Source organism: Apolloniradiicaulis salifontis (genome assembly GCF_053756655.1).
Genome location: NZ_CM132387.1, coordinates 475,071 through 496,281 on the forward strand (window position 1 = coordinate 475,071; position 21,211 = coordinate 496,281).

Genomic DNA, 21,211 nt, shown 5'->3' on the forward strand with positions numbered 1-21,211 from the left:
AAAGACCCGGTTAGCCTAATGCGATGATCCCCGCCTGTCCGCCAAAGGCGCCGGGATGGCCGTCCTTCGCCGCGCGGCGGCAGGAGAAGAAGCGATCGGCCTGCGCAAACGTGCAGTGCTCCAGCCGCGTGATTGCGGGCTCGGGCACGCCCGCGGCGATCAGCTGGCGCCGGCAGGCTTCAGCCACGTCGAGCCCGGCGCCGCCTTCAGCGTCGCGCGGTCCGGCGAGCCCTGCATCAAGATCACCAAACAGCGCCTCGAACTGTACGAGCACTTCGGGGCCGACCCGGTAATGGGCCGGACTGATCGCCGGGCCGATGGCGGCGTGAACTTCGCCGGGCCGGGTCTGGTAGGCTGCGGTCATCGCCGCCAGCGTTTCGGCGATGACGCCCTTCACCGTGCCGCGCCAGCCTGAATGGATTGCAGCCACCGCCGGCCTGACCGGATCAAACAGCAGGACGGGCACGCAGTCGGCGGTCTGGGCGGCGAGGGCGAGGCCGGGAACATCGGTCATATGCGCGTCGGCTTCCCCCGACGACCAGCGTCCCTCCGGTTTGTCGTCCACCTTCAGCACGGTCGCGCCATGGACCTGGTTCATGAACACCAGATCAACCCCGCCCAGCGCCCGCGCGGCCCGGCGGCGATTTTCCTCGACCCGCGCCTTGTCGTCGCCGCGCGACCAGGAGAGGTTCAGGCTCTCATAGGGACCGTCGCTCACCCCGCCGGTGCGGGTGGTGAAGGCGTGGCGGATACGCCCGTCACCGAAGCCTGGCGCGGTGAGGAAGTCGAGATCGCTCATGCGCCGGTCTCGGGCAGGAAGCCCACGCGGCCGCGGCCCAGATCATAAGCGGCGCGCGCCTCGGCGATGCGGCCGGTGACGGCGTGAAACGCCGACCATTCATTGTCTCCGGCGATGGGCTCCCACAGGCCTTCCACCACCTCGATGGTTAGATGCACCGGATCGGGTTCAGCGAAATAGGGATGGGCGAGGCGTTCCGGACGGATCGGGTCTCGCGCCTCCAGCGCCCGGCGCACCGGCGCGAAATCCTCGCGCTGATAAAACGCCGCGCGGGCGCTGGCGTCGGCGCGCGTGGCCGAGGCCGGGCCGCAGAACCAGTCGAAGAACAAGGCTTCAAACGGGATCTCGCTCGCCTTCATGAAATCGAGAAGCTGGGTCACCAGCGCGCCGTCCGCCTCCTCGTCGGTCTCGGCGACGCCCAGACGCGCCAGGAAGGCGGTGCGGATTTCGCGCTTGTAGTGGTCTGGATAGGCCGACAGCGCCTCGATCAGCGCCTCTTTGTCGCCCACCACCGACAGCGCGCCAGCCAGCTGCTGCAGCGCCCAGAACACCGCCTCGGGCTGGCGGGCATAGGCGTAGAGCCCGCTATGATCAAAATAGGCGGCGGTGAAGCCCGGCTCGAAATGGGGCAGGAAGCGCCAGGGGCCGTAATCAAAGCTTTCGCCGGTGACCACCAGATTGTCCGTATTCAGAACACCGTGTACGAAGCCCGCCGCCATCCATTGCGCGGACAGGCGCGCCGAGTTGCGCGCCACCGCGTCCAGCAGCGCGGCGGCCTTGTCGCCGTTTCCGTGATCGGCTTCAGGCAGAAGGTGTTCCAGGCTGTAATCGATGAGCGTTTCAAGGGCGTCCGCGTCGTCGTGATAGGCGTGGCGCTGAAACACGCCGAAGCGCATGTGGGAGTGCTGCAGCCGGGTCATCACGGCCGACCTTGTGGGCGAGGGCTCGTCGCCGCGATGGAGCTGCTCACCGGTTTCAAAGATCGAGAAAATCTTGCTGGTATAGACGCCCAGCGCCTCCAGCATTTCAGCGGCGAGGATTTCGCGCACGGCGCCCTTCAAGGTCAGCCGGCCGTCTCCGGCGCGCGAGAACGGGGTCTGGCCCGAACCCTTGGTGCCGAAATCCAGCAAGCGGTCATGGCTGTCGCGTACTTGACCGAACAGGAAGCCGCGCCCGTCGCCGATCTCGGGATTATACACCCGGAACTGGTGGCCGTGATACTTCACCGCGCGCGGTCGGGCCTGATTGCCGGCAAGCGGATCAAAGCGATGAAAATGCGTCTGACGCGCGGTTTCATCGAGCTCCAGCCCCACCTCGCGCGCCCAGCGTTCATTCCACCAGACTGGTCCGGCGGTAGGAAAATCGGCCGGGTCCACTGGCGTTGAGAACGTGTCGCCAAGCTTTGAAAATTGCGGATCGGGGCGATAGGGCGCGGTCATGGCGTCCCTTTCCATGAAGCGGGGGGCGGGCCGGTCAGGCCGGCGTTGATCGTGCGGGGCGGGTGACGCCTTTGGCCAGGGCCCTGGCGGCGTCTTCAAGCGCGGTGATGCACTGGGGCATGATCCGCGACAGGTTCAAAAAGCCGTGGGGTGCGGCGGAGTAGACCTTGCGCTCCACCGGCACGCCGAACGCAGCGAGCTTGGAGGCGTAGGCCTCGCCCTCCTCCAGCAGCGGATCAAACTCGGCGGCCAGCATGAAGGCCGGCGGCAGGCCCTTCAGATCGCCGGCCAGCAAGGGCGAAACCCGCACATCGCTGGGATCGGCGCCCTTGAGGTAGCGCTTCTTGATCTCCTCCAGCGTGGCGGTGGAGAGCATGGGCCCTTCCTGCCAGCGCGGCCGGTCCTTCTTCACCTGCACCAGCTGCAGCACCGGATAGAGCAGAAGCTGGAAGATCACCTGATCGCGGCGTTCGCGCGCAAGGGTGGCCGCCAGATTGCCGCCGGCGCTGTCTCCGCCCACGGCCAGGCGTGTCTTGTCGAAGCCGTAGCTGGTGAGCGCGCCGCCCAGCGCCGCATCGAAGCTTGCGATGGCGTCATCGACGGCGGCCGGGTAGGGGTGCTCGGGCGCCAGGCGGTAGCCCACCGAGCAGATGCGCACGCCCGACACCGCCGCCAGGCGCTGGCAGAGCGGATCATAGGTGTCCAGCGAGCCGATGGTGAACCCGCCGCCATGGTAGAAAATCAGCCCCGGCGCCGGCGCAGGATCGGCGCCGTAGGGCACATAGATGCGCGCCGGAATCGGCCCTTCGCCGCCTGCGATATGGATGTCGATGCGCCCCTCCACCGGCACGGCGGGCGCCTCCACCAGGTCACGCGCCTTGCCCACTGCGTCGCGCAGGCTCGGCGTCGTCTTGGCGGCGTCGAACAGATCGGCGAGGCCGGAGGACTTGAACCATTGGTCGAAGGGATTGGTTTGATCACTCATGGCGCCAAGATCATGCGCCGCGCGCCGCTTCGCAAGCGCGCAGCCGCACGCGCCGCAGAAATTTCACTCGTTCGCCGCCAGACGCTCGGCGTCATCACGCGCATCGGTCCGGTCGCGGTCTGACAGCGCCAGCAGGGGCGACAGACGGCGCAGCAGCGAATCCTCGGTGTCGTCCTTCTTTCCGTCAGCCAGCGCCACCATCCAGAGATAGGTCATGAAGACCTTGCGCTTCTCCAGCGACAGCGATTTCACGACATTGGTGTAGCGGTGATGGCCCACGGCGGTTTCGGCGATCTCTTCGGCCTCGGCCAGAACCGCCTCGGCGCGGGCCGGCTCCAGGCGGAAGCCTTCACGAAGGATGAGGCCGATCTTTTCGCGCTCGGCCTTTGAAAAATCGCGGTCGGCGAGGGCGGCCTGAACCATCAGCACGGCGGCGGCGACTTCCGGACTCGGATCGGCGGAGCCGCCCGCCTCTCCTTTGTCGCCGGAGAACATCTTCTTGATCGCATCGAACATGGGCGGGGTTCGTCCTTTCATTGCGCCTTTGAAGCGGCGTCTTCCATCCTATAGAGCGTGCGCGCCTCCGCCGGCGGCCCGCGGCGTTCGCCCAGGCCCTCGACAGTGACGCGCACCAGCGTCTCGAACCGGATATAGACCAGACGGTCGCCCGGGCGCACCAGCGCGCTCGCCTTTTTCAAACGCAGAACCTGACCGCCGCGCTCCAGGCGCACCTTGCCGCCCTCGATGAAAGCGCCCGCGCCGGAGCGTGTCTTGAACAGGCGCGTGCGAAACAGCCAGAGATCACAGCGCTGGCTTTCCGATTGCGGGGGTTCGGGCTCGCGCCGCTTCAAGAGACGTCTCCGGACGGCGTGGAGCCTTTGCTTCTGCGCCGGCGCCGGCGCTGCTTTTTGCGGGCCGGACCGGACGCGGCGTCCGCTTTTGCGGGATCGGGCGTCGGGCTGGTCTGCGTCGCCGGGGTCGCAGCCGCGGGGGTCTGCGACTGACCTTGCGTGCGGCGCCGGGCGCGGCCGGGCGCTTTGGCGGTCTGTGACGCCGGCGCGGGGCGCGCCACGGGAAGGTGGGCGAGGATCGCAAACGGCGTGTCGACAGGCGCCGCCGCCGGGGTTGGCGCGCTTTGGGGTTTCAGCGACCGCGCCCGCCCGCCCCACAGCTCGGCCTGGGCGTCGGTTCCGGCGCCGTCTCCAGCGCCGTCTCCAGGACCGGCGGCCTTGCGCACGCGCTTGTATCCCAGCGCCCGCAGGACGGCTTTCAGCTCCTCCTCCGAGCAGCCGAGAAGGCTCATCATGGCTTTGGAGGGCGCAAAGGCGTGTTTTTGCGCCGGGTCACGGGCTTCGCGGATGAGATCGGCCAGGCGTTCCAGCATGTCCAGGCGCACCGCCCGCGGTCCGCAGCGCTGAAAGCCCGCCGAGCCGTAATCGGCTTCGGTGCGCCCCGGCTCGACCTCAAGACTGGTGAGGCCGGGTTCAGGCAGCAGGGCGGTGTCCACCGCGCCGGCATGGGCGGCTTTCAACAAAGAGGAGAGGCGCGCCGGGCGCGGCTTCACCAGGGCGGGTAGAAACACCGAATGCTCGCCGATGCGCACGCCGGCGCTCTTCAGCTGGCGGCGCTCGGCCACGGAGAGTTGGGCGATGTCCTGGGCCAGGGCGCTGCGCGGCGCGGCGCCGAAGCCCTCCACCAGGCGGTAGCCGATCCCGCGCGCCAGACCATCAAGGCCTTTCGCGCCATTGACCTTGCGCCGCAGCGTCAGCAGCGGTTTCAGCGCGGTCTCGGCCTCCTGGGCGATGAAGCGCTCCAGCCGCCGCTCGGCGCGCGCCACGGCCTCGCCTGCGCCCAGCTCGCCGCCGATAAGGCGGGCGCCCGGCGCGAACGGGTCCGGGCCCGCCTCCATGTAGGCGATTTTGTCGTCGGACCAGAAGATCGCGCCGTCATCGGCCAGCGTGAGCTCGGCGTCCTCCGCCTTTGCAAGCCGGCCCAGGCGCCGGTTCACCTCCGGGCGTACCGCTTTCAGCGCGGCGTTGGCCACCGCCCGGCGCGCCAGCGGCCCGCCTTCTGTGTCGGCCTTGAAGGTGAAGCCGGACAGCCGGCCCACGAAATGACCCTCCACGGTCACCTCGCCGTTGGCGGCGAGCCCCGCCTCCATGTCGGCCTGCTCGCGCAGACCTTTCATCAGGGCGCTGGTGCGCCGGTCGATGAAGCGCGCGGTGAGCCGCTCGTGCAGGGCGTCGGAGAGCTGGTCCTCCACCTCGCGGGTGCGGTCCTGCCAGTATTCCGGCTCTTTGGTCCAATCGCTGCGATGGGCGGCATAGGCCCAGGTGCGCACATGGGCGAGGCGCTGGGACAGCGCGTCCACATCGCCGGACGTCTTGGCGAGCCGCGTGATCTGGGCGTCCAGCCAGCTGTCGGGCAGAAAGCCGTCGCCGGAGGTGAGATGGCCGAACACGGTCTTGATCAGCCTTGCGTGGTCGTCGATCGTGGTTTTTCGAAAGTCCGGCGTGCGGCACACGTCCCACAGGCGGGTCAGCCCGGCCCTGGACTTGATGCGCTCCTTCAACTCGGCGTCGCGCGCGACGATGTCGAGCACCTCCTCGTCGATGGCGTAGCGCACCCGCTCCAGAACCGGATCGGGCGAGGGCATGTTCAGGGTGATGCGCAGATTGTGAAGGCTGGAGAGATCCAGTTCGCTATTGCGCCAGGTCAGCCGGTCCACCGGTGCGAACTCATGGTTCTCCACCCGGTCGATCACGTCGGCCTCGATGGGCTTGGCGTCGGCGGTTTCGCCGAACGTGCCGTCGGACCGGAAGCGCCCCGCGCGCCCCGCGATCTGGCCGATCTCGTGGGGGAAGAGCTTGCGGCGTTTACGGCCGTCGAACTTGTTCAGCGCGGCGAAGGCCACATGGTCCACATCCATGTTCAAGCCCATGCCGATGGCGTCGGTGGCGATGAGGAAATCCACCTCGCCGGACTGGTAGAGCTCGACCTGGGAATTGCGGGTGCGGGGCGACAGGGCGCCCATCACCACGGCGGCGCCGCCGCGCTGGCGGCGCACCAGCTCGGCGATGGAGTAGACGTCCTCGGCCGAGAACGCCACGACGGCCGAGCGCCGCGGCAGCTTGGAGAGCTTTTTCGAGCCGGCGTAGGTGAGCACGGAAAACCGCTCGCGCTCGTCGATCTCGGCTTCGGGAACCAGGCGGCGCAAAAGCGGGCGCATGGTGCCCGCGCCCATGAACATGGTTTCTTCGGTTCCGCGCGCATGGAGCAGCCGGTCGGTGAAGATGTGGCCGCGGTCGGGATCTGAAGCCAGTTGGATCTCGTCCACCGCCAGAAAGGCGGGGCGCAGCTCCATGGGCATCGCCTCCACCGTGCACAGGAAATAGCGCGCGCTTGGCGGGCGGATCTTTTCCTCGCCGGTGATCAGCGCGACCGCATGGACGCCCTTGGCCTTGACCACCTTGTCGTAAAGCTCGCGCGCCAGCAGCCGCAGCGGCAGGCCCATCACACCGGAGGCGCGCGCCATCATGCGCTCAAGCGCCAGATGGGTCTTGCCAGTGTTTGTCGGGCCGAGCACGGCGATGACGCGCCCGGCGCTGGGTCTGGTCATGGCTCAGGCCCTCGCCTGGAATTTCATCCAAGATAGGCCGAAACCGCCGCGCTTATAAGACTTGCGCGGTGAAAGACTCAGTCGTTCGAGGAGTCGGCGCCAGCGGGAGAAGCGCCGGACGCGGGCCCGCCCACCGTGATGCGCGTGGCGGTGACGTTGATGTCGCCGATCTGGGTGGCGGCGCGAAAGCGCACCGGCACATAGACGTCGTTGATGGGCGCCAGCCAGATATGGGCCGGCCGCGCGATTTCTTCCTCGGTGGGGCGATCGCCGGGATCATAGCCGGAGACCGGCTCCACATAGGCCCGGCACCGCACCGCCTCGCCGCGCCAGGCGCGGGTGCGCACCTGCTCCATACCGGCGTTCTCAAAGCGCAGATCATAGCGTGACTTGCCGTCGAAGACCGGCAGGGTTCCGGTGCACGGCGTATCCCGGTCGCCGGGCATGGCCAGCGTCAGGCCCAGCATCACCGTGATGGGATCCAGCGCGCCGGCGCGCTCCGCGTCGGTGGCCGGGGGCTGGCCCATGGAGCCGAAGGGCGGGTTCACGTCGGGCATGGCGACATTATCGGTAAAATCAATGCCCACCAGGCGGCCCTTGTCGCTGGCGTAGTTGATATGCTCGTAGCGATAGGGGATGAGCCCGGCTTCGCCGCGATAGCCGATGGCGTTGGCCTCGATATTGGTGTCGTCAAACCAGCGCAGCAGGCCCGCGCTCTGGAAGGTGGCGGCGGCGGAATAGTCCACTTCGGAAAATCGCGCCGACAGCGAGATGTTGGCGACCGACAGGAAATACACCGCGCCGGTATATTCCACGAACAGCTCGGCAGGCGGCTCGATCTGCGCTGCCGGGCCATTGGACGTGACCGGACCATCGGGCGCGGGCTGGGCGCTCGCGCCTTGCGCCAGCGTCAGCGCCAGGGCGGCGAGGCCGGCGCCGAGCGCACCGGCGCGAAGAAAAGCGTTCAACGTCATAAGCGGGGTTTCCCGTTTGCACACCATACCGATATGGGACACGAACGCATCTGGCTGCAAGATGAACGCTCTGGATTCATGCTGTCCCGGGCGCGACTTCTTGCAGCTGGATATGGCCGGATAAGGGCGCGGCGCCTTGACGGGGGTGCGCCGCTCGGGTATATCGCCCGCTCTTGCGCCGCCAGGGTTCGCCCGACGCGCGGCCGCTCACCGGTTTTTACGACTGACAGAATCAAGGTGGAAGCCATGTCGCGCCGCTGCGAACTTACGGGCACGGGCCCGGTCTCGGGAAACAATGTTTCCCACGCCAATAACAAGACGAAGCGCCGCTTCCTGCCGAATCTGTGCCAGGTCACCCTGGCGTCGGAAACGCTGGGCCGCGCCTTCAAATTCCGCGTCGCCGCCAAGGCGCTGCGCAGCGTCGATCATGTGGGTGGGCTCGATCCCTTCCTGCTGAAAGCGCGCGACGACAATCTTTCCGCGGCGGCGCTCAAGGTGAAGCGTGAGCTGAAGAAAGCCCAGGCCGAAGCCGCCGCGTAAGCGTCGCTTCCGGATCGGAACACGAACGCGCCCGCCGGAAACGGCGGGCCTTTTTCGTTGGGGGCTGAGCAGCGGTCTGCGCAGCAGATCAATCGATCCGGGGGATCGATTGAAGCGAAGCGAACGGGCCGGCAGGCCCCGGGAAGCTCGGCGGTGGCCGCGTCCCCCCTCCGTCCGCCTGCGCCGGACACCTCCCCCATCAAGGGGGAGGACAGACCGCCGAGATTCTGGCCGGCGCTCATCCAGCGGTGAAGAAACCGGCCAAGGCGATCACATACGCCACCGCTCTACCGATCCGTCAGCTTCAACTCGATCCGGCGGTTGCGGGCGTTGGCGTCGGCGGTGCGGCCCTCGGCGATGGGGTAGTTGTCGCCGAAGCCGGCCGCCAGAAGGCGCCGGGGCGGCACGCCGCGGTCGATGAGGTATTCGATCACCGAGAGCGCGCGCGCGGTGGACAGCTCCCAATTGGAGGCGAAGGGGAGGCTCGGCCCCGGCGGCACCGGGTCGGTATGGCCGTCCACGCGCAGCACCCAGTCGATATCGGCGGGAATTTCTTCGGTCAGCTGGATGATGGCGTCGGCGATGGGATCCAGCGAGCTGCGGCCGCTGTCCGACAGGGTCGCCGAGCCGGAGCCGAACAGCACGTCGGTTTCGAACACGAAGCGGTCGCCCACCACGCGCACGCCGGACCGATCGCCCAAGATCTCCAGCAGGCGGCCGAAAAACTCCGAGCGATAGCGCGCTAGGCGCGCCACTTCGCTGGCGAGCGCGGCGTTCAGGCGCCGGCCGAGATTGACCACTTCGGCCTCCAGCTCCGCCTCACGCGCCTCGCTGGCGTTTAGGGTTTCGTTCAGCCGGGCGAGTTCCTCGCGCAAAGCCGCCATCTGATTGTTCAAAAGCGCGATCGTCGCCTGGGCTTCCTCGTTGAGGGTCTCTTCTTCAGTGAGGCTCGCCTGGGCGGCGGCGAGGCCCGCTTCAAGGCCTGCGATTTGGCTTGAAAGTGCGTCATTCTGCTCGGTGAGCGCGGCGTTTTGGCTTTCCAGCCCGTCCACGCGCAGCGACAGGGTCTGGTTTTCGCTCTGGGCGAGGTTCAGCTCTTCGGCCAGCGTCGCCAGCTGGGCGTTCAGGGCCGCCAGCTGCTCGTCACGGCCAGTGAGGGCCTGGGACAGGGCGAACTGGCCCGCCGTGAACACCGCCAGCAGGAACACGATCACCAGCAGGAGCGTCGCGAGCGCATCCACGAAGCCCGGCCAGTAATCGCCGGAATCGCTCTGGGAGAAGGCGAGGTGGCGAGGCAGCGCCATGGCCTAGCGCTCCCGGCCCGGGGGCGGCGGCCCGGAATTGTCCGGCCGGTCCCCGCGCTCGCGATTGAGGCGCGCCTGGGCCTCCAGGGCGCGCACCAGAACCTTGATCTCGTCTCTGAGCATGCGCGCGCTTTCGCGCTGGCTCTCCGAGGCTTCGTCGGCGAACCGCGTCATGATGGTTTCAAGCTGGCGGGTATGGCGCTCCAGATTGTGGGAGAGCCGGTCCAGCGCCTCGGCGCTCTGCTCCAACAGCGCGCCCACATAGGCGCCGCCGGCGCCGTCATCGCTGGACGCCGCGCCGGCGGGGCCGGCGGCGGTGAGGCGCGAGATCGTGGAGAGCCATTCCTCCACCTCGTTGTAGAAGCGGTTCTGCGCCCGGCTCGCCTGCAGCTCCAGAAAGCCGATGATCAGCGATCCGGCCAGACCGAAGAGCGAGGAGGCGAAGGCGGTGCCCATGCCGGAGATCGGCTGCTCGATGGCGCTCATCAGAGCGGTGGCCTGCTCCTCGCCGGAGCCCGACGCGCTGTCGGACACCGCGCGCACCGCGTCGCCCACATCCGACACCACCAGAAGCAGGCCGTAGAACGTGCCCAGCAGCCCCAGGAAGATCAGCAGCCGACCGAAATAGCGTGTGAAGGCGCCGCTCTCGGCCATGCGCGCAGCGACGGAGTCCAGCACTACCCGCGCCGACGCCGCCGACAGGCGCGAACGCCCGTCCGCCGCATCGGTGAGCAGCGCCGCCATGGGGGCGATGAGCGAGGGCGGGGTGGGCAGCGCGCCGGGATGCTCGGCGTCATGCAGGCGCACCAGCCAGCGCGCGCTGGGCCCGATCGCGAGGGCCTGGGCGAAGGTGTAGACGATGCCGATCAAGAGGACGCCCAGAATCACGCCGTTGATCGCCGGGTTGGCCTCGAACGCCGCAATCAGGGGCTGGTTCAGCAGCGCCGCCATGAGGGTCACGGCGCCCAGGAAGACGCCCATCCACAGGATATACTGGCCGGGCCCGGTGAAGCGCGTCTTTCGGGCGCGTGGCGCGTCGGCGTCGTTACCGGTCATGGCGCAAATCCCCTTGAGATGTGTGAGCGTGCAAGCCCCAAGGCTTGGCCTCTGACGCCATCAAACGCAAGGGTGTTGGCCGGAATGAGGCAGGAGGCTCTGGCCTCTTCGCGCCGCTATGGTAGCCTGCGCAGCGTCACCGACTTAAGGGATCGCGGGCATGGCCGCCAGGGACGCAACAGATGTGATCGACCGGTATTTCACTCAAGCTGCGGCTCCGGGACGTTACGCCTATCCCCTGTCGGAGCTGATCACCGAACCGTCCGAACACAAGCAGGACCCCGGCAAGCGGGATCGGGAGCGCGCCGTCATCGCCGCCGCCATCGACCGCCCTTGGCGCACCGCGCTCGACTTCGGGTGCGGCGTCGGGGCGAATTTCGATCTGTTCGCCGAATGCCCTGCGGGAGCCCAGGATGCGGTGCTCGCCGCTCTGGATCCGGATCCCGACCGGGCGGCCGCCGCCCGCGCCCGGGCGCCGGAGCGGCTTCGAACCCGTGTCAGCGCAGGCGGCGTCGATCTGATCGACGCCGCGCCGCCGGCCATGACCTTCGACGTGATCCTGGCCTGCCAGGTCCTGGGGCATGTGGCGCGTGACCGGGCCCGCGCAATCGTGTCCAGCCTCTACAAGCGCCTTTCGCCGGGCGGGCGCCTGGCGGTCGCCGTACCGGTGGCGTTTCCCGCCGCGCGCAGCCTGCCGTTCGCAAGGTCCTGGGACGGCGAGAGCGATCTCTTTCACGAGGTCCGGCCGGGCCTGCCGCCCACGCATGACCGGTTTCGCACCCATCTCGCCCCCCACGCGTTCGACGAGGCCGCCAACGCTCCGCGCACCGGCGTCTTGCCGGTCAGGAGCTTTCTCATGTCCCAACCGCCCGGCGCGGATTTTACGTCACTTCCGGCGGTGCTTCGCGACCTTGACCAACCCGTTCTGGACGGGCTCCCCGATGGCGTGGAGGTGGACAGTCTGGTGTACAGCGTCCACGTTTACCAGGACGGGCGACCGGCCATGGCCGATGTGCTGCACGTCATCCACGCCTAGGCCGGGGGGGCATGGTGCTGCATATCGAAGATCTCCTGCTTGGGATGCTGCGCGAATCCGGGTTCTGGATTGCAACGACGCTGCTCGCAGCCAGCTGGACCTTCGCGCGGCGCTTCCTGGTGTTCCGAACGCTGAAACGCGCCTTCGGGCGCAACGTCACCAAGCCGGAGCGGTTTTTCATCAGCGTCCCTCTCTGGAGCTGTAAACCGTGCGACCGCGCTGTGGCCCGCTTCGCGCGGCGCAGCCCCGCTGGCGAGACCACGGAGCTGTACGGGCCCGACGAGACCTTCGCCAAGGAGGACATACTGGGCGGCATGCTGATTTCCGACCTGCTGGCGCGGTTTTTCAAACGCCCGCTTCAGGTCGTTCCCGATGATGAGAAGATCAACTGGGAAGGACGAACCGGCATCCTGGTGGGCGCGCAGACGGCGAATTTCCATGTGGCCAGCCTGATGAAGGTTTTTCGTTCCGCTCATCCCGACGAGCTTCTGATCGAAACGGTCCTCCAAGAGGAGAACGAAGACACCAAGGGCCGGATCCTGTTTCGCGATGCAGCGGACGGGGTCGAATACCGCTCCGATTATGATGTCGAGTACGCGCTTGTAATGCGCCTGAACAACCACTTCAGCCAGGATCGCACCGGCTATATCTATATCCTGGCCGGCGTTCATGCGTCAGGCACGTACGCGGCGGCGCAGTTCCTGAGAAATCGCTGGCGGCGTTTCGCCAAACGCTCCGGGCCGGCCGCCGTACTTCTGAAACTGGAGTACGGCCACCCCGAGACGGCGTTGCCGGTCAAGGAATACTGGCTGCGCTGACCGAGCGGGGTGCGGCCGGACAGCCCCCGGTGAGACAGCTCGCCGCAGCCGTTTTGACGCAGTGAAGTGCGGCGCGCTGCGGCTATGTCCCTGTCCATGAACGACGCGGTCCGGATCGGGCCTGCGTCTGGAGCAAACAGGATAGTCCCATGAAAAATCTACTTCTTTCCGCTGCGCTTGGCGTGCTTGCGCTCACCCCGGCCGCCTTTGCCGAGGACCATGAAATTCAGATGCTCAACGCCGGCTCGGACGGCCAGCCCATGGTCTTCGAACCGGCCTATCTGGAAGTTCAGCCCGGCGATACCGTCACCTTCGTGAACGCCATGGGCGCCCATAACGCCCAGTCCATCGACGGCATGCTGCCTGAAGGCGTTGAAGGCTTTGCGGGCCGCATGAACCAGGATGTCAGCTTCACCGTCACCGAGGAGGGCGTCTACGGTGTGAAATGCATGCCGCACTACGGCGCCGGCATGGTGGCCCTGATCAAGGTCGGGGACGGCGAGGCGGCCAATCTGGACGAGGCGCGCTCGGTGCGTCATCCGGGCCGCGCCCGCGACCGGTTCGAAGCGCTGTTGGAGCAGGCCGCAGCCGATCAGTCCGGCGGCGACGACGCCAGCCGCTAGCGCCCAGCCGCTGATGCGGTGTCGAACCGGGACGGGCGGTCCAAGCCCGCTCGCCCCGGTTCACAAACCCTGCGTGTCCGCCTTGGAGGCCTAAGCCGCCTTGGCGAGTCTGGTTTTCAGTTCTGCGAGAATGTGTTCGTTGCCGGCGGCGATATCGCCGGTCTCCAGCACGTCGCCAGTGTTCTCGATGGACCCGGCGAACCCTCCAGCTTCGCGCACCATGACGATGCCCGCGGCGATGTCCCAGGATTTCAGATCGCGTTCCCAGAACCCGTCAAAGCGGCCGGCCGCCACATAGGCGAGATCCAGCGCCGCAGACCCGTTGCGACGGATGCCCGCGCACATGGGCATCACCTGGTGCAATTCCTTCAGAAAGCGTGCATGGCCCTTCTTGCCGAAGAACGGCGCGCCGCAACCGATCACGGCCTCCTGGAAGCTGCGCCGTTCCGATACGCGCAGCCGGCGGTCGTTGACATAGGCGCCGCGGCCCTTTTCGGCGTGGAACAGCTCGTCGGTGGCCGGGTTATAGGTGACGCCGGCGATCAGCTCGCCTTCGCGCTCCAGGGCGATGGAGACCGCGAAATGGGGCTGGGCGTGCATGAAGTTCAGCGTGCCGTCCAGCGGGTCGACGATCCAGCGGTGGGACTTGTCGGTGCCCTCCACCACGCCGCGCTCCTCCATGAGGAAGCCATAGCCCGGACGCGCCTTGGACAGCTCTTCAAAGACGGTCTCTTCAGCCTTCATGTCGGCGTTGGTGACGAAGTCGGCGGGGCCTTTGCGCGAGACCTGCAGATTTTCGATTTCGTTGAAATCACGCGCCAGCTTGCGCCCGGCCTTGCGGGCCGCGGCGGTCATCACCTGCATCAGGGCGGAAACCTGAGCCACTATTCAGCCCGTCGCACGTATGCGCCGTCCTCGGTGGCCACCACCACCCGCTCGCCGACGCCCACGAAGGGCGGCACCGAGGAGCGGATATTTCCAGACAGCAGGGCCGGCTTGTAGGAGTTGGCGGCGGTCTGACCTTTCACCACCGGCTCGGTCTCGATCACTTCAAGCTCGACATAGGTGGGCAGGTCGATGCCGATGGGCTTTTCTTCATAAAACTCGAGCGTGACCATCATGCCGTCATTGAGATATGCGGCGCGCTCGGCCCCGACGAACTCGGTCTGCAGCGAGATCTGCTCGTAGGTCTCGGTGTCCATGAAGACCAGCATCTCGCCCTCGGGGTAGAGATACTGGAAGTCCTTCTGCTCCAGGCGCACCTTCTCCACCTTGTCGGCGGAGCGGAAGCGTTCGTTGAGCTTGCGCCCGTCCAGCAGGTTTTTCAGCTCCACCTGAGCAAAGGCGCCGCCCTTGCCCGGCTTGACGTGGTCGGCCTTGACCGCGACCCAGAGCGTCTCCTGGTGCTTGATCACGTTGCCCGGCTTGATCTCGTTGCCGTTGATCTTCATCGAATGATGTCCTTGAAGCGGCGCGCGCGGCGCCGGGCGCGCCCTTGCAATCCGGGGCGCCGGGGAGTTTCGCGCCCATGTAACAGCGCCTCCGCCCAACGGCAAGCGGGGCTGCGCGCGAGCCGCCCCGGCGGCCCCCTTGCCCGGAAAGTCTAGCGTTCCGGCGTCAGCGCCTCGCCGAGCACGTCCATCAGGCGGCGCGACCAGCCCAGGCCGAACGTCCGAAACGTCTTGAGAGAGCCGTAAAGCACCATGCGGCGCGCCGCGATCTCGGTGGCCAGCGCCGCAGGGTTCTTGGCCTGCGCCGCGCCCAGGGTCACCGGGCCGATCGCTCCGTCCACCGTCACGCCCAGCGCCTCCTGCAACAATTTGGCGGCCCGGCCCGCCCCGTGATTGACCGCGGCGTCGAACACCATCAGCGCCACCGGAAACTCGAAGGCCTCGCACCGGCATGAAGCCCAGTAGCGCGCCTTGTAGATCGCTTCGGCCTCGTCATGGGTGAGGGCCTTCACGTCTTCAGGCGTGACCGGCGCGCCCCGCCAGCCCTCCAGGGTCTTCAGGGTGATCCCCATATTGGTGGCCCCGCCGGGATCCTGGGGGTGGTTCACATAGCCGCCCTCCCATTTGAGGACGGTCTTGAGCGCGCGGTCCAGCATGGCAGGGCTCCTTCTTGCTCGCGCCAGAGACGAATATCAGCATACCCCACATGCAGGATGGTGAGGAGATCTTCGCGGGCGTGAGCGTGCGGACGCGGCGTCTGCGCAGGATATCCACAGGATTCAGGCCGCCGCTCAGGGGCTAACATGTTGAAGAGTCTCAGGGTGTGAATCCCGGCTTGAACCGGCGATCACGCGCGTGTATACACCGCGCCTCAAATTAGGCAGGATTACTTCAGCGGGCGGTCCGCCACAGCAGCCGCCCGCAGACGTTCAAGAGGGCGACGCGCCATGCGACAGGACATCCACCCGGACTATCACTTCATCGAAGTGGTGATGACCGACGGCAGCCGTTTCAAGACGCGCTCGACCCACGGCAAGGAAGGCGATGTCATCAATCTGGACATCGACCCGCGCACCCACCCCGCCTGGACCGGCGGAACGCAGACCCTGCTCGACCGCGCCGGCCGCGTGTCGCGCTTCAAAGACAAGTTCAAAGGTTTCGGCGTTTAAAAACCGTTCGATCCCCCCTCGATCGAACGGCGAGAGCCCAGCTCCGTCGAAGCCTTTAGAGGAACGCCCGCAGTCTCCCCTCGACTGCGGGCGTTTTTCATTCCGGGGGTTTGCATGTCAGACAGCAAGCGGTCGGGGATGCGCCAGCGCGGCCATGATCGCTTCGGAGCCGTCATCCTGCATCAGATGCCCTGAGCCGGAGATTTCCCAGAACAGCTCCGGCGTGAGCCGGGCTGCAAGCCTGCGTCTGGTCTCTATGCCAATGATCCTCTGCGCCCCATGACAGCCTTACCGGACGACGCCAGAAGAAAGCTGAAGGCGGCTAGCCGCCAAACGCCTGATTCAGGCGGTCGAGCTGTCCGGCGACGGGGTTTTCCGGCGGCCGGGCGGATTCGGTCTCGGCTTCGAACAGCGAGCGGTCGAGCCGGGACAGGCGCTCGTGAAGCGTGCGTGCGCGCAGCGCCAGATCACCCAGGCGCGGCGGGCAGGGATCGTCGCCGGCCGGCCAGACGGCGTCCTTGAGTTTCGGGGCGGTGAGCCGGTAGCGCGCCTCTGCGGCTTCGCCCGGCTTCATGTCGCCTTCAGACACCGCGCGCTGGGTCAAAAGCCAGCTGGCGCACTGCATGAGCTGTGTGGTCAACGCCATGGAGTCGGCGGCGTAGGACAAGGCGCCGGTGCGGCCAAGCCGCTTGGCGTCGTCGCGGCCGGGACCGTCAAGATAGGTCGCGGTCTCCTCCACAAGATCCATGCCTTCGCGAAACAGGCGGCGGAACATTTCCGAGCCCGCAAAATCGGCCACGCGGGTTTCGATATCGGGCGTGCCTTTTATCGGGTTCACCGGGCTCATCGCGTCATCCGTTCTATATCGGTTTCTTGTTTCAGGCCGTCCGCCCCGGAGATTGTCCCGGATGCGGACGGGTCGCACCGGGCGGGTGCAAGCAAGGGGCCACACGGTCAGGGTTTCTTGAAGATGCTCTCCGCCGAGGCGAGCCCGGCCTTTTTCTGCTCGGTCAAGGCGTCGATGCGCTCGATTTCATGCTCCAGAACGCGCCGGCGCTCGGCCAGTTGCTCGATCCCCATAAGGGACAAATCCTCGCCGGGCGTGATCACAGCGTCGGGTTTGCGCATCGGTTCGTCGTGAAACATGGCCTTCGCCTCGTCTCTCATGGCACAAGAGGTTCACGATAAACCATATGCTTCAAGGAGTCCCCCACCCATGGCCCATCGCACCCGAATCGTGACCGCGCCGCAGCCCGGCGGTCCGGACGCTTTGCGCATCGAGGAGCGCACCCTGGCTCCGGCGGGGCCGGGCGAAGTGCTCATCGACGTCGCCGCGGCGGGGGTGAATCGGCCTGACGTCTTTGAGCGCATGGGGTTCTATCCGCCGCCCAAGGGTGCGCCGGAGGGCCTGGGCCTTGAAGTCTCCGGCACGGTGCGCGAAGCCGGCGAAGGCGCGCCGTTCAGGGCCGGAGAAAAGGTCGTCGCCCTGGTGGCCGGAGGCGGCTACGCCGACATTGCGCGGGCGCAGGCCGGCTCGGTGATCGCCGCGCCTGAAGGGGTCGATCTTGTGGATGCGGGCGGGCTTCCCGAAACCGTCTTCACGGTGTGGGTGAACGTGTTTGACCGCGCGCGTCTCGCGCCGGGCGAGCACTTTCTCGTCCATGGCGGAACCAGCGGAATCGGAACCACGGCGATCCAGATGGCCAAGGCCCATGGCGCGATGGTGATGACCACCGCCGGGACCGACGAGAAATGCGCGCTGGCCCGCGCGCTCGGTGCGGATCTGGCGGTGAACTACAAGACCGGCGACTGGGAGGCCGAGGTGAAAGCGGCCGGCGGCGCGGACGTGATCCTCGACATGGTGGCGGGCGAATATGTGCAGAAGAACCTGAACGTGCTCAGGACCGACGGGCGCATTTCCACGATCGCTTTCCTCAAGGGCGCGCGGGTGGAGGTCGATCTGACGATGCTCATGGTCAAGCGCCAGACCCTTACCGGCTCCACCCTGCGCCCGCGCTCCGACGCGGATAAAGCCGCCATCGCCGACGCGGTGAAGAGCAAGGTCTGGCCGTGGATAAACGCCGGCGCCGTGCGTCCGGTGATCGATTCGCGCTTCACCCTGGACGAGGTCGTCAAAGCCCATGAGCGCATGGACTCCATGGTCCATTCCGGCAAGATCCTGCTGACGCCCTGAGGCTCCGACGGTCAGGGCCGCCCGGCGCTGCCGTCAGAGCCCGGCGGGTATTTCCAGCGCGAGGCCATACATGTATACAGAACGTGAAATCCTTTGCTGAACCGATGGTGAGGCAAGGGTCGGTTCCACGGACAAGCCCGGCGACCGCGCCGGGCTTTTCTTATTTTGTGACGAGGAATGGATCATGGCCGAAATTCTGATGCCGAAGGCGACTGCGGTCTGGCTGGTGGACAACACCGCTCTGACCTTTGAGCAGATCGCCGACTTCACCGGTCTGCACCATCTGGAGATCAAGGGCATCGCCGACGGCGACGTGGCGGCCGGCGTGCGCGGATCCGATCCGGTGGCCTCCGGGCAGCTGGCCCGTGAGGAGCTGGACAAGGCGGAGAAAAGCGCCGCCTACCGCATGGAAGCCTCCAAGCCGAAATACGCCGAGTTCCAGGAGACCAAGCGAAAGGGTCCGCGCTACACCCCGCTGTCGCGCCGTCAGAACCGCCCGGACGCCATCGCCTGGCTGGTGCGCAATCACCCCGAGCTGACCGACGCGCAGATCTCCAAGCTGGTGGGCACCACCAAGACCACGATCCAGGCCGTGCGCGAGCGCAGCCACTGGAACGCGCAGAACATCAAGCCGACCGACCCGGTCTCGCTGGGCCTGTGCACCCAGGTCGATCTGGACGCTCTGGTCTCCAAAGCCTCCGAGCGCCGCAAGCAAATGGAGGACGACGGCGCCATCGAGAAGGAAGTGGATACGCTGAAGCCCGCCGAGGATCGCGAAACCTCCAACGCGCCCACCACGCTGGACGAGCTGTTCGGCAAGAAGGACTAGGCTTCGCCTTCGGGCGTTCGGCGACTGTGAAAAGCCCGGCTGTCTCAGCCGGGCTTTTTTTATGGCCCGGGCGCGCGGGCGCGGGGCGAACCTGCGGCGCCATCGCCCATTGCGGTCTGCGGCCCTTTATGCGAATAGCTCGCAACCTCAGTCTCAAGCGGCGTGTTGCGCCGCCGTATTTTGCGAGGACATCATGACCAAGGCCGCTCTCACCCTCACCGCCGGACTGGCGGCGCTGCTCGCCGGCGCGCCGGCGATCGCCCAGGACGCGTCGGAGGAGACGGCCGGCGCCGGCGTTTCCGACGTGATCGTCGTCACCGGGTCGCAGGTGGACCTCGCCGGCGCGTATGCGGGCGGCCAGGTGGCGCGGGGCGCGCGCACCGGCCTGTTCGGAAATATCGACATGATGGACTCGCCGTTCGCGGGGACGGCCTACACCGCGCAGCTGATCGCGGATCAGCAGGCCCGCAGCGTGGGCGACGTGCTGGCCAACGACCCTCAGGTGCGCCTGGCCAAGGGCTTCGGGAATTTCCAGGAGCTCTATGTGGTGCGCGGCTTCCCGGTCTATTCCGACGACATGACCTATAACGGCGTCTACGGCATCCTGCCGCGCCAGTACGTGTCTGCAGAGCTCATCGAACGCGTGGAGGTGTTCCGCGGCGCCAACGCCTTCCTCAACGGCGCGGCGCCGGGCGGCAGCGGCGTCGGCGGCGCCTTCAACCTCGTTCCCAAGCGCGCGCCGCAGGACGATCTGAACCGCCTCACGCTGGGCTATGAATCCACTGGCCATGGCTACGCCGCGCTGGATATGGCGCGCCGCTTCGGCGCCGATGACGCGTTCGGCGCGCGGGCCAACGCCGCCCTGCGCGACGGCGAGACCGCCATCAATGATCAGGACCGCTCGCTTGGCCTCGTTTCACTGGGGACCGATTACGACGGTGAGCGCGTGCGCTTCTCCGCCGATCTCGGCTATCAGGATCACCGCATCGACCAACCGCGGCCCCAGGTGACGCCTGGCGCCGGCGTGCCCGCCGTGCCGGAGCCTGAGACCAATTACGCCCAGCCGTGGACCTTCACCGACGAGGAGCAGCTGTTCGGCGTTGTGCGCGCCGAGATGGACGTGACCGACACGGTCTCCGGCTGGGTCGCCGTGGGCGGCCGCGCGGGCGAGGAGGCGAACGTGCTCGCCAACCCCACCGCCGCCCTGGACGGGACTACCAGCGCCTACCGATTCGACAATACGCGTGAGGACACGGTGATCAGCGCCGACGCCGGTCTGCGCGCAGACTTCGCCACCGGCGCGGTGGATCACCGGCTGATCGTCTCGGCTTCGGCGATCAGCCTTGAGTCGAAGAACGCCTACGCTTTCTCCAGCTTCGCCGGGTTCGCAGGCGATCTCTACGATCCGTTCGCGGTGACGCCGCCGGCGGCGGACTTCTTCGTGGGCGGCGATCTGTCCGATCCGCTGACCACCGAAGAGGTGGACAATTCCAGCTTCGCCATCGCCGACCAGATGACCTTCCTGGACGGCGCCGTGATCGCGATCGCGGGCCTGCGCCATCAGTCCATCGAGACGCGCAGCTTTGATTACAACACCGGCGCCGCGCTGTCGGGCTATCAGGATGAGGCGGTGACGCCCGCCTTCGGCCTCGTGTGGCGTGCGGCGGAGACGGTGTCGGTCTACGCCAACTACGCCGAGAGCCTGCAGCCGGGCCAGATCGCGCCGGCCAATTCCGGCGGCACGCCCATCGCCAATGCCGGCGATGTCCTCGCCCCGTTCCGCAGCGACCAGATCGAAGCGGGCGTGAAGTATAACGGCGGCGCATTCGGCGCCACGCTCAGCGTGTTCGAGCTGTCCAAACCCAACGCCATTGTGGTGGGAGACGTGTTCACCGCGTCGGGCGAGCAGCGCGTGCGCGGTCTGGAGCTCACCGTGTTCGGCGAACCCGCCGAGGGCGTTCGCCTGATCGGCGGGGCGACCGTGCTGGAGCCGGAACTCGCCCGCACGCAAGGCGGCGTGGATGAAGGCAATGCGCCCATCGGCGTGCCGGAATTCCAGCTCAATGTGAACGCCGAGTGGGATCTGCCGTGGATCGCCGGACTGACGGCGGAGGGCCGCGTTCTGCACACCGGAGCGCAGTACATAAACACCGCCAACACCCGAGAACTTCCCGCATGGACCCGCTTTGACGCCGGCCTGCGCTACGGGTTCGAGGCGAGCGGCCAGCCGGTGACCCTGCGCGCGCGGGTGGAGAATCTGCTGAACGACGAATACTGGGCCTCCACCGGCGGCTTCCCCGGCGCCAATTACCTGGTCCAGGGCGAGCCGCGCTCGGTGCGCCTGTCGGTCACCACGGACTTCTAAGGGGGCGCTT

22 protein-coding genes are annotated in these 21,211 nt (G+C 67.1%); 8 read left to right on the forward strand and 14 right to left on the reverse strand.

The window, feature by feature from the left end; translation table 11 throughout:
* Positions 1–10: 10 nt before the first annotated feature.
* The 7 genes from pgeF to ACWCOP_RS02255 all read right to left on the reverse strand — a co-directional run bounded on the left by pgeF (position 11) and on the right by ACWCOP_RS02255 (position 7,816).
* A complete protein-coding gene (gene pgeF, locus ACWCOP_RS02225) occupies positions 11–799 on the reverse strand; it encodes a peptidoglycan editing factor PgeF (protein ID WP_478249592.1) in 789 nt (262 codons plus the stop codon).
* Positions 796–2,238: a protein adenylyltransferase SelO family protein gene (locus ACWCOP_RS02230; RefSeq protein ID WP_478249593.1), complete on the reverse strand. Its 1,443-nt coding sequence runs from the start codon at positions 2,236–2,238 to the stop codon at positions 796–798. The genes pgeF and ACWCOP_RS02230 overlap by 4 nt, the downstream gene beginning before the upstream one ends.
* A gap of 34 nt (positions 2,239–2,272) precedes the next feature.
* Positions 2,273–3,223, reverse strand: coding sequence for an alpha/beta hydrolase (locus tag ACWCOP_RS02235; protein WP_478249594.1), 951 nt, complete (start codon positions 3,221–3,223; stop codon positions 2,273–2,275).
* A gap of 63 nt (positions 3,224–3,286) precedes the next feature.
* Positions 3,287–3,739 carry a tellurite resistance TerB family protein gene (locus ACWCOP_RS02240; protein ID WP_478249595.1) on the reverse strand — a complete coding sequence of 151 codons (453 nt, stop codon included), beginning with the start codon at positions 3,737–3,739 and terminating at the stop codon, positions 3,287–3,289.
* 17 nt (positions 3,740–3,756) lie between these two features.
* A complete protein-coding gene (locus tag ACWCOP_RS02245; RefSeq protein WP_478249596.1) occupies positions 3,757–4,074 on the reverse strand; it encodes an RNA-binding S4 domain-containing protein in 318 nt (105 codons plus the stop codon).
* A complete protein-coding gene (locus tag ACWCOP_RS02250; RefSeq protein ID WP_478249597.1) occupies positions 4,071–6,842 on the reverse strand; it encodes a helicase-related protein in 2,772 nt (923 codons plus the stop codon). Before ACWCOP_RS02250 ends, ACWCOP_RS02245 begins: the two co-directional genes overlap by 4 nt.
* A 77-nt stretch (positions 6,843–6,919) precedes the next feature.
* Positions 6,920–7,816 carry a DUF3108 domain-containing protein gene (locus ACWCOP_RS02255; RefSeq protein ID WP_478249598.1) on the reverse strand — a complete coding sequence of 299 codons (897 nt, stop codon included), beginning with the start codon at positions 7,814–7,816 and terminating at the stop codon, positions 6,920–6,922.
* Positions 7,817–8,062: 246 nt separating this feature from the next.
* Between ACWCOP_RS02255 and rpmB the strand changes: the two genes are divergently transcribed.
* The gene (gene rpmB / locus ACWCOP_RS02260; protein ID WP_478249599.1) at positions 8,063–8,356 is read left to right on the forward strand and encodes a 50S ribosomal protein L28; all 294 of its coding nucleotides are present in this window, start codon (positions 8,063–8,065) and stop codon (positions 8,354–8,356) included.
* 287 nt (positions 8,357–8,643) lie between these two features.
* Here the strand turns inward: rpmB and ACWCOP_RS02265 are convergent, their stop codons facing one another.
* Both ACWCOP_RS02265 and ACWCOP_RS02270 read right to left on the reverse strand, forming a co-directional pair.
* On the reverse strand, positions 8,644–9,660 hold the full coding sequence (locus tag ACWCOP_RS02265; protein WP_478249600.1) for a peptidoglycan -binding protein: 1,017 nt from the start codon (positions 9,658–9,660) through the stop codon (positions 8,644–8,646).
* A gap of 3 nt (positions 9,661–9,663) precedes the next feature.
* The gene (locus ACWCOP_RS02270) at positions 9,664–10,716 is read right to left on the reverse strand and encodes a hypothetical protein (RefSeq protein ID WP_478249601.1); all 1,053 of its coding nucleotides are present in this window, start codon (positions 10,714–10,716) and stop codon (positions 9,664–9,666) included.
* 160 nt (positions 10,717–10,876) lie between these two features.
* On the opposite strand from ACWCOP_RS02270, the gene ACWCOP_RS02275 reads away from it, so the two are divergent.
* The 3 genes from ACWCOP_RS02275 to ACWCOP_RS02285 all read left to right on the forward strand — a co-directional run bounded on the left by ACWCOP_RS02275 (position 10,877) and on the right by ACWCOP_RS02285 (position 13,193).
* Positions 10,877–11,752 (forward strand): class I SAM-dependent methyltransferase, encoded by an 876-nt coding sequence (locus ACWCOP_RS02275; protein WP_478249602.1) that lies wholly within the window; start codon positions 10,877–10,879, stop codon positions 11,750–11,752.
* 11 nt (positions 11,753–11,763) lie between these two features.
* Positions 11,764–12,570, forward strand: a complete 807-nt coding sequence (locus ACWCOP_RS02280) for a hypothetical protein (RefSeq protein ID WP_478249603.1) — start codon at positions 11,764–11,766, stop codon at positions 12,568–12,570.
* A 149-nt stretch (positions 12,571–12,719) separates the two neighbouring features.
* The gene (locus tag ACWCOP_RS02285; RefSeq protein ID WP_478249604.1) at positions 12,720–13,193 is read left to right on the forward strand and encodes a pseudoazurin; all 474 of its coding nucleotides are present in this window, start codon (positions 12,720–12,722) and stop codon (positions 13,191–13,193) included.
* Positions 13,194–13,283: 90 nt separating this feature from the next.
* Here ACWCOP_RS02285 and ACWCOP_RS02290 read toward each other — a convergent pair whose 3' ends face one another.
* The 3 genes from ACWCOP_RS02290 to ACWCOP_RS02300 form a co-directional block, all read right to left on the reverse strand.
* On the reverse strand, positions 13,284–14,057 hold the full coding sequence (locus ACWCOP_RS02290; protein WP_478250639.1) for an inositol monophosphatase family protein: 774 nt from the start codon (positions 14,055–14,057) through the stop codon (positions 13,284–13,286).
* A gap of 20 nt (positions 14,058–14,077) precedes the next feature.
* On the reverse strand, positions 14,078–14,644 hold the full coding sequence (efp, locus tag ACWCOP_RS02295) for an elongation factor P (RefSeq protein WP_478249605.1): 567 nt from the start codon (positions 14,642–14,644) through the stop codon (positions 14,078–14,080).
* 152 nt (positions 14,645–14,796) lie between these two features.
* Complete coding sequence (locus tag ACWCOP_RS02300) at positions 14,797–15,300, reverse strand: glycoside hydrolase family 108 protein (RefSeq protein ID WP_478249606.1); 504 nt, start codon at positions 15,298–15,300, stop codon at positions 14,797–14,799.
* 291 nt (positions 15,301–15,591) lie between these two features.
* Here ACWCOP_RS02300 and rpmE point away from each other — a divergent pair, with 291 nt between their 5' ends.
* On the forward strand, positions 15,592–15,813 hold the full coding sequence (rpmE, locus tag ACWCOP_RS02305) for a 50S ribosomal protein L31 (RefSeq protein WP_478249607.1): 222 nt from the start codon (positions 15,592–15,594) through the stop codon (positions 15,811–15,813).
* Positions 15,814–16,135: 322 nt separating this feature from the next.
* On the opposite strand, the gene rcdA is transcribed toward rpmE, so the two are convergent.
* Positions 16,136–16,660: a protease adaptor protein RcdA gene (gene rcdA / locus ACWCOP_RS02310; RefSeq protein ID WP_478249608.1), complete on the reverse strand. Its 525-nt coding sequence runs from the start codon at positions 16,658–16,660 to the stop codon at positions 16,136–16,138.
* Between the two features lie 107 nt (positions 16,661–16,767).
* The gene (locus ACWCOP_RS02315) at positions 16,768–16,959 is read right to left on the reverse strand and encodes a DUF1192 family protein (protein WP_478249609.1); all 192 of its coding nucleotides are present in this window, start codon (positions 16,957–16,959) and stop codon (positions 16,768–16,770) included.
* A gap of 70 nt (positions 16,960–17,029) precedes the next feature.
* Between ACWCOP_RS02315 and ACWCOP_RS02320 the strand changes: the two genes are divergently transcribed.
* The 3 genes from ACWCOP_RS02320 (at position 17,030) to ACWCOP_RS02330 (ending at position 21,201) form a co-directional block, all read left to right on the forward strand.
* Positions 17,030–18,007: an NAD(P)H-quinone oxidoreductase gene (locus ACWCOP_RS02320; protein WP_478249610.1), complete on the forward strand. Its 978-nt coding sequence runs from the start codon at positions 17,030–17,032 to the stop codon at positions 18,005–18,007.
* Between the two features lie 184 nt (positions 18,008–18,191).
* Positions 18,192–18,836 carry a DUF1013 domain-containing protein gene (locus tag ACWCOP_RS02325; protein ID WP_478249611.1) on the forward strand — a complete coding sequence of 215 codons (645 nt, stop codon included), beginning with the start codon at positions 18,192–18,194 and terminating at the stop codon, positions 18,834–18,836.
* Positions 18,837–19,029: 193 nt separating this feature from the next.
* Complete coding sequence (locus ACWCOP_RS02330; protein ID WP_478249613.1) at positions 19,030–21,201, forward strand: TonB-dependent receptor; 2,172 nt, start codon at positions 19,030–19,032, stop codon at positions 21,199–21,201.
* Positions 21,202–21,211: the final 10 nt, after the last annotated feature.